The 12292-nt window shown below is 35.5% G+C and carries 6 protein-coding genes; 1 reads left to right on the top strand and 5 read right to left on the bottom strand.

Annotated features, from left to right (window positions below):
• Positions 1–429: 429 nt before the first annotated feature.
• The 5 genes from IRZ83_RS15845 to IRZ83_RS15825 form a co-directional block, all read right to left on the bottom strand.
• Positions 430–2829, bottom strand: a complete 2400-nt coding sequence (locus tag IRZ83_RS15845; protein WP_194570202.1) for an alpha-xylosidase — start codon at positions 2827–2829, stop codon at positions 430–432.
• A gap of 65 nt (positions 2830–2894) precedes the next feature.
• Positions 2895–5384, bottom strand: a complete 2490-nt coding sequence (locus IRZ83_RS15840) for a glycoside hydrolase family 2 TIM barrel-domain containing protein (RefSeq protein WP_194570200.1) — start codon at positions 5382–5384, stop codon at positions 2895–2897.
• 97 nt (positions 5385–5481) lie between these two features.
• Positions 5482–6336: a hypothetical protein gene (locus tag IRZ83_RS15835; protein WP_029270954.1), complete on the bottom strand. Its 855-nt coding sequence runs from the start codon at positions 6334–6336 to the stop codon at positions 5482–5484.
• A 20-nt stretch (positions 6337–6356) separates the two neighbouring features.
• A complete protein-coding gene (locus IRZ83_RS15830; protein WP_194570197.1) occupies positions 6357–7934 on the bottom strand; it encodes a RagB/SusD family nutrient uptake outer membrane protein in 1578 nt (525 codons plus the stop codon).
• A gap of 12 nt (positions 7935–7946) precedes the next feature.
• Complete coding sequence (locus IRZ83_RS15825) at positions 7947–11039, bottom strand: SusC/RagA family TonB-linked outer membrane protein (RefSeq protein WP_029270958.1); 3093 nt, start codon at positions 11037–11039, stop codon at positions 7947–7949.
• Positions 11040–11573: 534 nt separating this feature from the next.
• Between IRZ83_RS15825 and IRZ83_RS15820 the strand changes: the two genes are divergently transcribed.
• Positions 11574–12290, top strand: coding sequence for an NUDIX hydrolase (locus IRZ83_RS15820; protein WP_194570195.1), 717 nt, complete (start codon positions 11574–11576; stop codon positions 12288–12290).
• The last annotated feature ends 2 nt before the right edge of the window (positions 12291–12292 follow it).

Raw genomic sequence — 12292 nt, 5'->3', positions numbered from 1 at the left:
TCTTAATTCGTCTTTTATAAATCGGATGCGAAAATCTCATCCGATTTAAAAAGACTCAACTTAAACTAACTTATTTTTTATCCTGTTGGGATTATTTTTTTCTCACAGATTAAAGGATTTTAATGATTTCTTTAAATTCTGTATTTATTCTCACGCAGATTTGGCAGATCGAGCAGATTTTTCAATCTTTTTAATTTGGCTAATCTGTGGCTATTTTTTTTTAAAACACATAGAATCATAGCTCTTTGGAAACTTCAAAAAGGCGTTCCACTAGTTTAAACAAACATAGACTATGTGTGAGAAACTAGTTTCTTTCTAACTTCTTTTATTCACAAATAAAAACCTATGTTCCTATGTGTTTAAATATTTTTCTCGCAGATTTTGCAAATTTTTAATCCTTTTAATCTGTGCAATCTGTGACTAATTTTTTTATTTAACCCACTCCGTTTTAAAAGTGGTTTTTCCTGTCAATGCGTTTGGTGTTACTTCAAAATTGTTTCCACTTTTTGTCACTTTTATTTCCTGAACTGCGTCGCCTTCTGGTAAAAATACTTTGGCTGTCGCCGAAGTTGTTTTGTCGCTTGCATATACTTTTAGCGTTAATTTACTCCAATCCATATCTTTTGTAGATTGTGCCAAAGCGATATGAGGCAATGCCGTTCCGTCTTTTACTAAAACTACAATTGGCACTTCGCCTGCTTTAATTTTATGCCATCCTGATTGGTATACTTTTTTAGTTTGATAATCAATCCAAGTTCCTTCTGGAAGATAAACATCTCTTTCTGTCACTTCTTCAAAAAGCGGTGCAACTAAAATGCTTGAACCAAATAAATATTCATTATCAACCAGCCAAGCTCCGGGATCGTTTGGATATTCTACAAATAAGGCACGCATCATTGGCAATCCTTTTTGAGAACTTTCTTTCGCTTGAGCGTAGATATAAGGCATCAATTCGTAACGCATATTATCTGCTTTTCTAAATCCTTCCAAGAAATCTTTACTGTACAACCAAGGTTCACGCGGAGGTTCGCCGTGGCTTCTTACGTGCGAAGTAAACATTCCGAATGGTGCCCATCTTCTGTATAAATTCTCCGGCGATTTTGTTGCAAATCCACCCACATCATGACTCCAAAAACTGAAACCGCTTAAACCTAATGAAAGTCCGCCTCTTAATTCTGCCGACATTGCACCGTTTGTAGTTTCAGCATCTCCGCCCCAATGTAATGGGTAGCGTTGCGATCCTGCCCAAGTACTTCTCGCCCAGATTAAAGTATATCCTTTTTCTTTTTGGGTAATTTCAGCAACAGCTTTATTGTATCTTAACGGATATAAATTGTGTTCGTAAAAACCGGTACGCCCTGAATGGTAAATTCCATCCGGTGGTGCAGCTTCTCCAAAATCTACTTTAAAAACAGAAACACCTTGATCGAATAAATGCTTTAATTTTGATTGATACCAAGTTACGGTTTCAGGATTTGAGAAATCTAAAACAGCATCTTCATAAGGAAGATTTCCTTTGCGGTCTCTTACTGCAAGATTTTTATCCATGATTTCGTTGAATAATGTATTCTTTGGTGAGAAATAAGGCAACTGCCATAAACACACGTGAAAACCATCATCTTTTAAATCAGACATCATTTTTTGAGCATCTGGAAAACGATCTTTAGAAAACTCATAATTGTTTCTCCAATCTACATCAAACCAACCTGTATCAAAGTGAATAACATCTGTTGGGATTTTATATTTACGCAAATCTTTTGCTACTTCACGTCCTTCTTTTTCAGAGAAATACGTAATACGGCTCATCCAGAAACCAAATGACCAAAGTGGTGGCATTGCTGCTTTTCCGGTTAAATCTGTGTATTGGTCTAGAATATCTTTTGGTTCACCAATGAAGAAAAATAAATCGGCTTCATCATCTCCAATGTACATTTCGTTTGCGCTTCCGTAATATCTTCCAAAATCAATAGTAATTGGCGTTGAATGGTGCATGAAAACTCCGTAACCACGGCTGCTCATATAAAACGGAACAGGTTTGTACATTGTTTCATTCTGAATTCCGTTCGCATCATCTGTCCATAAAACTACTTTTTGACCGCGTTTGTTGAATTGAGTGAAAGATTCTCCACAGCCAAATATTTTTTCGTCTGGCTCTAAACTGAAAGCCGCGCCCATACTTCTTGAATAATCGCTGTTTCTGCGCACATACGAGAACGGAAGTGTTGGTGTATAGGTATTTTTAAAATCAGAATCGTGAAGTGTACTCGTTAACAATTTCCCTGTTTCATCGTAAATTTTTACGTGCCAAGGTTTTGATAAAATCTCTACAACTCCATGTTTGCTGGTATATTTATGACCGCCTTCAATTTTAGAATATTTCCATAATTCTGGATGATTTGGCGCAACACCGTTAATCAGCATTAAAGACTCTTTTTCTGGATGAAATTGTGGTCCCGAAGTGGTTTTGATTCGGATAGTTCGATCTGAAACAAACTGAATTTCAAATGGCAAAACAGGAGATTCTGCATATTCCGTTGTTGGGAATTCATTTGCCTTTTCCACATCTGGCTTCATCATCATATTGTTGAAAGCCTGACGCGTTTTATAATTGTATCTCAAATATTTTATAGCGCCTTTTCCGGTTGCCGGATCAAAAGATGCTAGTTCATCAGCAAAATAAAAAGTGTTCAGATAGTTTTGAAAATCTTTGCTGATATCTATTGGAGCGTTTAATACATCTGCGTTCTGGATCTGTGCTGATGCTTTTGGCATAACAAGAAATCCAAACATGAAGATGGAAAACAATACTTTTAGTTGTGTGTTTTTCATTGGTAAATAATTCTATATATTAGTTGTCCTAACAGGTTTTGGAACACTGTTAGGAGTGTAAATTATTATTCTGCTGTAATTACGATCGTTGCAGGTTTTAATCCATTCGCTTTAGCGGTTAATTCTAATCTTCCTGATTTAGTATCCGACTGAACAATTACTAAACATTTCCCGTTAAGCGCAGTATGTTTTGAACCTTTATACGATTCGTGACTTACCGGATCTCCGCTGCAAACACCCACAATTTTTCCGTTTCCTTTTAAAGAAAAGTTAATTTCGTTATTTGCTTTTGGAGCCAAAGTTCCGTTTGCATCTAAAATATCGACTGTTACAAACGACAAATCATTTCCATCTGCTTTAATCGTACTTCTATCTGCTGTCAATTTTAAGTTTGATGGATTTCCAGCAGTTTTGATTTCTGTTTCTAAAACTGTTTTTCCGTTTTTACGAGAAACCGCTTTTAATGTTCCGGCTTGAAAAGGAACTTTCCAAATTACATGCAGCTCTTCTCCTTTTTTACTGCGAACTCCAACTGATTTTCCGTTTAAGAAAAGTTCAACCTCATCTGCATTATTGTAATAAGCCCAAACGTCTACGGTTTGTCCAGCTTTCCAATTCCAATGCGGAAACAAATGCAAAACTGTTTTATTCGTCCATTCGCTTTGGTACATATAATAAACGTCTTTCGGGAAACCAGCTAAATCTACAATTCCGAAATAAGAACTGATTGATGGCCATTCATAAGGAGTTGGTTCTCCGATATAATCGAATCCGGTCCAAATGTACATTCCAGAAAGATAATCGTGTTTTTTAATAATTTTCCAAGTTGCTTCGTGCGTAGAACCCCAAGGCGCCTGCACCTGATCATAAGCAGAAACAGTGTTTCCTGGATTTCCGTCTGTAAATTTAAGATCCCATCTTACTGGCCATTTTTTAATCGAATCTGAACTTTCGTCGTAATAACCGCGAGTTTCTAAAGCCGATGTTGTTTCAGTAGCAATAAATGGTGTTTTTGGGAAATTCTTCTGATGATATTCATACGTTTGATGGGCGTAATTATAACCAATAATATCTAAAGCACCAGAAGCTGCAATTTTATTGTATTGAACTGCTGCCTTATCAAACTGCAAATCGATACCATCAAGATTCATATTAACTGGCGGATTCATGGCAGCCGTTATCGGACGTGTTTTATCGTATTGACGTGTAATGCCTGCCAATTCTTTGGCAATTATAACACCGCTTTCGTCCCACTGCTGTGGAATTTCATTTCCAATACTCCACATAAAAATACTCGGGTGATTACGGTCGCGAAGCAATTGATCGATTAAATCTTTCTTGTGCCATTTATCCCAATCATTTCCGTAATCGTATTTGGTTTTAGATTGTTTCCACATATCGAATGCTTCATCCATGACAATGAAACCCATTTTATCGCAAAGATCTAAAAGTTCTGGAGCGGGCGGATTGTGAGAAGTTCTGATTCCGTTTACACCCATTTCTTTCAAGATTTCTAATTGTCTTTCGATCGCGCGCGTATTGATTGCAGTACCTAACGGGCCTAAATCATGATGCATACAAACTCCCTTAATTTTAACTTGTTTTCCGTTTAAAAGGAAACCTTTGTTTAAATCAAATTTAAAATCCCTGATCCCGAAATTAGTTTTGTATTCGTCTATAATTTGATTATCAACCGAAATTGCTGTAACTGCTGTATACAGTTCTGGTTTTTCAACAGACCATAAAACAGGAGTTTCAACTTCTGTTTGCTGCTTAATTGTTTGATTGGCATTTGCACCAATTGTTATATCTTGAGTAACCGATGCTACTTTTGTATCTTCTTTATAAATAGTTGTGGTTACAGTTGCTTTTTTTGAAGCTGCGTTTTGATTTTGAACAGTAGTTTCAAATTGTACCGAAGCTTTTTGAACCGTAACTTTTGGAGTTGTTACATAAGTACCCCATTGTGCAACATGCAATTTATCAGTGGTTTCGATCCAGACATTTCTAAAAATTCCAGAACCAGAATACCAGCGTGAATTAGGTTGTTTTGAATTGTCAACCTTTACAATAATTTCATTGTTTTTGTCTCCGTAATTTAAGTATGGAGAAATTTGGTATTGAAAACCAATATATCCGTTTGGACGTTTTCCTAAATAATGTCCGTTTACCCAGACTTCACTATTTCTGTAAACGCCATCAAAAATGATTGAAGTTACTTTACTGCTGTCTGCGGCATTTACTTTGAATGTTTTTTTGTACCAGCCTAAACCTCCGTTAAGCGCTCCGCCTCCGTATCCGGCAGGACTTTTTTCATCAAATTTCCCTTCGATGCTCCAATCATGAGGAACATTTAAAGTTCTCCATTTTGTTGATGCTCCAATAGTATCTTTATCTGCAATACTATCATTTAAGTGAAAACTCCAATCTGAATTAAAAGAAACTTTTCGGTTGCTGAAAGCTTCTTCTTTTTTACTGCAAGAATTGAATATTATAATTCCTGCCAACATTACTAATGACAGCCCGCTCCTTAAATACTTTCCTTTATTCTTCATTTTGATATAATTTATAGTTTTTGAAAAACAAATATAAACATACCGGTAAGCGACTGTACCAATCACCTACCGGTTAGTTTTATATATTTAAGTAAATTTAAGGTTTTGGTTTGTAATGAAACACTATTAAACAAACACCTTCGCCAGTACGGCTTTTATCTCTAATAACGGCTAATCTTAACGATGTTGCAGTCAATTCGACTACTTTTACACTATACCAGTTGCTTACATCTCCATAATAATCGCCACCGTAAAGCATTTCAACTCCACCATTAAAGATTAGTTTGTTATTTGCAATATCAAAAGTATAAGTTCCTTTTTTTGTAGTTTGCGTATCGTTTGCAATTGCAGTTTGTGTGACATTTGTATTGTATCCGCCATTTAAGTCGAAATACATTTGTCCCCAATTTTTATTTGCCATAACCCATGAATTGCTTGCATAATCTGGAAGCCAGCTCCAGTTATCTCCAGACGCTGCTGGGTAGTCTAAACCAGCCCAACCAACAGGATCTGTAAAATCTAATACCCAAGTTTTACCTGTTACCCCATTTGTAAGCATGTTCCATTTAGGATCATTAAAGTAAGTAGCATCATTTTTATCTACCAATACTTCTACAGGAGCTGCATCTACAGAACCTCCTCTTGTGTATGCTGTGAAATAAACAGTATATTTTCCTGCGAAAGGAAAAACTACATTGTCACTGCTTTTGTTAGAATGTCCTAATTCGTTTCCGTTTCCATCAACATATTTCCAATATGGAATTACAGTTGGATCATCACTTTTTAAAGTAATTTGATTTTTATTTGTGGCATTTTGAGTTACAGAAAACTTAAGTGTCGACGGCGTTAAAGTTACCGCAGGCAAACTCTCGCGATCTTCTACAGCCTCGCATGAGAATAATAACGAACCGATGGTTACAGCAGCTATTAATATATATAGTATACGTTTCATAATCATTTGTTTTTAGTTAATTACCAACCTGGATTTTGTTTGATTGTACCATTAGAAAGTATTACTTGAGATTGTGGCAATGGAAACCAGCCTAAAGTTTCAGTTCTGAAAGTCACATTAAATTGAGAATCAGCATCTGTGTTATCGATTGCTGCTTTTGCAACATCAACTCCTTGTCTGATCAAATCGAAATAACGTTGTCCTTCAAGAGCTAATTCTAAACGACGTTCATTCAAAATAGCTGCTTTTGAAACCGCAATTCTGTGCGTTGTGTTTTTGAAAGCACGGTCACGAACTTTATCTAAATCTGCTTGCGCTAATCCCGCATTTGTTCCTAAGTTCAATTCGGCTGCCATTAATAAAACATCTGCATAACGAATAATTGCATAATCTTGGTAATTATCAATTTGGAAGTTTCCTCCATTAGCCTCAACAACTGCAGTTCCAGCTGCATTGGTAATTGGGCAATATTTTTTCCAAGAATATCCTGTGTACTGGCGTTGTTCTCTTGCTTGTGCATCAAAATTTAAGTTTTCATCAGCATAGCTAATGATAGTTGCATTTCTACGAGTATCTCCAGCTTCATAAGCATTATATAAATCTGGATTTACAGTTGCTCCTCCCCATCCGGTTGCATATTTTCCGATAGCTCCACCACGCGGTGCAATGTTAACCTGAAAACGGTTTCCTTCGTGTAAGTCCCAGTTTCCTTTTCCTGATCCGTTAAAACGAACCGCCCAAACCATTTCAGTATTATCTTCTCCTGCAAAATTTTCAAAAGAAGCTGCAAGCCAAAGGTTCGCAAAATCAGCCACTAATCCGTGTCCGCTATTGCTTACTGCATCGTTAATATAAGTTACAGCCTGCGCTTTTGTAATTACACCAGCTAAATCAGCTTTTTTGTAATAATCTGTGTAAAACAAAAATGTTCTTGCGATATAGGCTTCAGCAGCCCATTTTGTAATACGACCGTAATTTGCATTTCCTTTTTGAGAATAATTTTCAGGACCTAAGTTATCAGCAGCAAATTTTAAATCATTTGCAATTAACGCATAAGTCACATCAGCAGTAGCTCTTGGCAATTCAAATTCGCTTGTTGTAACCGTATGGTCAAGCGGAATAATATCGCCAAACATTTTTGTTGCCTGAAAATGAAAGTGCGCTCTTAAAAAACGTGCTTCAGCTTCGTATTGTGTTTTTAAAGCGGTGTTGGCTCCCCAATTTACTTTATCTAAATTTTCTAATAAGATATTTGCTCTGTAAATTCCTAAGTAAGAAGTAGTCCAGATATTTGCATTCATATCTTTATCGATCGTGTATAAAAAGCGATCCCACTCTAAATCTCCAGCTGGATCGGCAATACCAAATCCTCCAAAGCAATCATCAGATGCCTGCTCGCTCACAATAAGCGGTCCGCCGTAAGCCTCACGCTGTAATACATCATAAACAGCAACTAATCCTTCAAAAGCATCCGCTGGCGTTTTATAAAAATTTTCAGTTACTTTATCTGTGTATGGTTCATTTTCCAAAAAATCTTCCGAACAAGCTCCTAAAACCAATAAGCTTGAAAGGGCAAATAATTTTATATATCGTTTCATCGTTTTCATAAATTAAAAGTTAACATTAAGACCCATCATGTATGTTCTAGGCTGTGGATAATATCCAACATCAATTCCTTTTGCCCAAGTTTGGTTTACGTTTCCAAAACCAATCTCTGGATCCATTCCTTTATACTTTGTAAAAGTGTAAATGTTGTTTCCTGCTACATACAATCTGAATTTGCTGAAGAAACTTAACTTGTTTGTTAATTTTGTCAAATCACATCCAATAGTTGCATTCTTAATTCTGAAGAAATCAGCGTCTTGAACATATAAATCTGAAAATTTCGTGTAGTTTCCGTTAGGATCAGTCCCGTAAGTTACTCTTGGAACCGTATTAGAAGTTCCTTCAGAAGTCCATCTGTTTAAAACTTCTGTTGTATTATTTGTGTAGGCACGAGTTGCATCGTGAATTCCGAAAACGTTTTGACTTCCTGAAACACCGTAAGTATTGATAGAAAAATCAAAAGCTTTATAAGAAAGATCCATGTTTACACCATAAGAAATATCTGGATTTGGATTTCCGATTTCAGTTTTGTCATTCGCATCGATTTTTCCGTCTCCATTCAAATCAACAAAACGAACATCTCCAGGCGAAGCATTTGGCTGTACGCCAGCTTGAACTTCTGCTGCATTTTGGAAAATTCCCGCTGTTTTTAATCCGTAGAAATAACCCATTGGTTTTCCTACCTCAACACGGTTCATTTCATCTAAACCTTGGAACAATACATTTGATTCTCCGTGAATGATTCCTTCATTGTTTGCAATTCGAAGTACTTCATTTTTGTTTGCAGAAAGGTTTGCATTAATTCCGAAATTCCAATCTTTTGCAAAACTTTTGCGGTAACCAAGTGCAAATTCAAATCCTTTATTGCTTACATCACCACCATTAATATAAGGTGCTGTTGCTCCTGCATAAGTTGGGATAGAAGCTAAAACCAGCCAGTCTTTTGTTTTCTTATCGTAGTAATCAAAAGTTAAAGTAAAGTTTTTGAACAAAACAGCATCAAAACCGAAATCTAACTGCTCTGAAGTTTCCCATTTTAAGTTACGGTCTGAAAGCTGATCAGGGCTAGAACCTACTAACAAAGTTTCATCTCCAGTACCAAAATGGTAACTTTTATCTGTTGAACTTACCGTAGACATATAAGCAAATCTTCTAGCAAACTGGTCGTTACCGTTTTGTCCCCAGCTCGCTCTAAGTTTAAATGTATTTAAAACTGCATTTTCTTTAAAGAATGCTTCTTTATCTAAATTCCAGCCTGCAGAGAAAGATGGGAAAATGGCATATTTGTTATTTGGACCAAATTCTGAAGAACCGTCTCTACGAACGGTTGCAGAAAATAAGTATTTGTTATTATAATCGTAAAGCAAACGTCCGAAGTAAGACTGAATTGCATAATCTGTACGATTTCCTGCTACTGTATTAGAAGTTTGATCTTTCGCATTACTTAAATACGCATGTTCAAAATCATCAAAAATCAAGTTTCTACCTGTACCGCTCATATAATCTGAAGTATTCTTTTTAGCAGAAGTTCCTACTAAAACATCAAAATTATGTGTGTCGCTAATTGAGAATTTGTATTGCAACGTATTTTCAAAAATCCATCCCATCGCTTTTGTACCACTTTGAGTAACGCTTGAAACCGTGTTATTATCATTTGAAGAAAGAGAATAAACAGGTCTGAATGAACGGAAATTACTGTCTGTCATATCAACACCAAAACTAGTTCTGAAAGTAAAATCTTTTGCGAATTTCAATTCTGCAAAAATATTTCCAACATAACGATTTACCTTTGTTTGATTAAAGTTGTTGTAATACAATGATCCAACCGGATTGCTGACATCTGCAGAAATAATAGAATGAGCAAAATCTCCATTTGCATCGTAAGCTGCATCAACTGGAGCTGCATTTAAGAAGCTTCTGATACCATTGCTGTAAATTCCTTTATCAGCAACTCCGTTGCTTTTGATATTTGATAAAGTGAAGTTTTCACCAATTTTCAAATGATTTTCAATAATTTCAGAAGTTGAGTTTACACTAAAAGTAATACGATCGTATTGAGACTGATTATTTACGCCGCCAATCATACCTTCTTGTCCGTAGTAAGACAAACCAGTAGCAATTGTAGATTTTTTATCACCGCCAGTAATCAAAAGTGAATGATTTTGTTTCATTGCACCTTCATTAAACAAGTCGTCTTGCCAGTCATGATTTGGCAATGCTGCAACCTGAGCTGGTGTGTATAATGGAGTATATCCAGAATTAACACGTGCTTCGTTGATGATTGTAGTATATTCTTTGGTATTCATCAAATCTAATTTTTTAGCAACTTGCTGAAAACCAGTATAAGAATTGAATGACACATTCATTTTTCCGTCTTTTCCTTTTTTGGTTGTAACCAAAATAACTCCGTTTGCTGCTCTTGCTCCGTAGATAGAGGCGGCAGAAGCATCTTTAAGAACATCGACCCTTTCGATAACTGAAGGATCAAGATATCCGATTCCGTTATCAACTACAACACCGTCTACTACATAAAGCGGATCGCTGTTTCCTGCAGTTCCGGCTCCACGAATATTTACCACCATATTAGCACCTGGCTGTCCTGAAGATGAAGTAACAGAAACCCCAGAAGCCTGACCTTGCAAAGCATTTACAACATCTAAACTTGCTACTTGCTGAATATCTTTACCTGAAACTAATGAAGTTGCTGCTGTATTTACCTTTTTCTTTTGTGTTCCGTATCCGATTACAACAATTTCTTTAAGTTCAGCAGTTTCAGCCTGCATCGTAACGGTTATTGTTTTTTGAGTTCCAACTGTAATGTTTTGTGTTTTATATCCCATAAAACTAAATACAAGTACATCGCCCGTTTTTGCTTCTATTTTAAAATTTCCGTCAAAATCAGTTGCTGTACTCGTTTTTGTTCCCTGTACTAAAACAGTTGCACCAGGAACTCCCATACCGTCATCTGCCGACTTTACATTTCCACTTACTGATTTAGACTGGTCCTGAGCAAAACCAGACTGCATCATAAATACGCTAAGCAACAGCGCCAAACAAAATGGAAGCATTGTTGTTTTAATACAATATTTGCTTTTCATAATAATTAAGAATTGGTTAAAATTTATAGTTAAGTTATTTTTAATCTAATTGTTGAAATCCGAATTAATTTTTATAATAGCGGTCTTCCTTTTCAAGTTGAAATTTCCATCTACGATTTCATTTTTAATTCCAAAAACAGTATCTGACCTATTTTTTTAAGTGAAGAATTATTTGCTATTTTAAAAGTTATAGTCAAAATGAATTTATCTTATGGTTAATTTGACTACAAGTGTAAAACATTTTTTCATATTAACAAAATATTAGGCAAAAAAATTTGCTATTGCGATTAAACAACTATGATAATTATGGATATTTCAATAGACTGCGTTAAATTGAGATAAAAAATATTGAAAAAATAATAGTTTAGAGAATTGACAATCAATCATTTAAGGATAATTAATTTTAAGTTGTCAATTTCAACAATTTGATAAGTATCTGATTGTCAGAAAATTATTTCGTTAAAAAAAATATAAATGTTTTATCACACCAAGTATTCATTTTATTTATTTAATTTGTCAAAATTTTGATAACAAATGGTTAAAAGTGCACAGGACGATTCGGCTTTAAAAAGCGAGCAAACCGCAATGAATGCGATCACGATTGACTGTGTTATTTTTGGTTTTGACAAAGGAAGTTTAGAAGTACTTTTAGTACAGCACGGAGAAGGAATCAGTAAAGGAAAATGGGGACTTCCGGGAGGTTGGATTTATAAAAAAGAAAGCACCGATAATGCTGCGCACCGTTTATTAAATGAACTTACAGGACTTGACAATATTTATCTGGAGCAGTTAAAAGCGTTTGGAGATCCAGACCGTTTCCCGCTTCGACGCGTTATTACGATTGGATATTATGCCTTGGTAAAACGCGAAGATTATAACATTAAAGCAGGTTTTACAGCTTCTGATGCTAAATGGTATCGAATCAATACTATTCCAGATTTAATTTATGATCATAATGAAATTCTTTCTTATAGCTTAAAACATCTTCAGAATCGAGTTCGTCAAGCACCGCTTGGTTTTAATCTTTTGCCTGAAAAATTCACTTTATTACAATTGATGCATTTGTATGAAGAAATTTTAGGCGTCGAAATGGACAAATCAAATTTTAGAAGAAAAATTCTGCACATGAAGTTATTAGTTGCGTTAGACGAAAAACAACAGGATGTTTCACACCGTGCAGCAAAACTATACAGATTTGACCCAGCGATCTACAATAAACTGACACAAAAAGGATTTAATTTTGAATTTTAACC

Origin of the sequence: Flavobacterium sp. JLP (genome assembly GCF_015350755.1) — a bacterium.
Lineage (GTDB): Bacteria > Bacteroidota > Bacteroidia > Flavobacteriales > Flavobacteriaceae > Flavobacterium.
The sequence above is the reverse complement of the archived record's forward strand: the minus strand, read 5'-3'. Positions and strand labels throughout refer to the sequence as shown.

Bases quoted from the DNA above. Each gene is read 5' to 3' on its own strand.
- IRZ83_RS15830 (WP_194570197.1), bottom strand. From the start codon at position 7,934: ATGAAACGATATATAAAATTATTTGCCCTTTCAAGCTTATTGGTTTTA.
- IRZ83_RS15840 (WP_194570200.1), bottom strand. From the start codon at position 5,384: ATGAAGAATAAAGGAAAGTATTTAAGGAGCGGGCTGTCATTAGTAATG.
- IRZ83_RS15820 (WP_194570195.1), top strand. From the start codon at position 11,574: ATGGTTAAAAGTGCACAGGACGATTCGGCTTTAAAAAGCGAGCAAACC.
- IRZ83_RS15845 (WP_194570202.1), bottom strand. From the start codon at position 2,829: ATGAAAAACACACAACTAAAAGTATTGTTTTCCATCTTCATGTTTGGA.
- IRZ83_RS15825 (WP_029270958.1), bottom strand. From the start codon at position 11,039: ATGAAAAGCAAATATTGTATTAAAACAACAATGCTTCCATTTTGTTTG.
- IRZ83_RS15835 (WP_029270954.1), bottom strand. From the start codon at position 6,336: ATGAAACGTATACTATATATATTAATAGCTGCTGTAACCATCGGTTCG.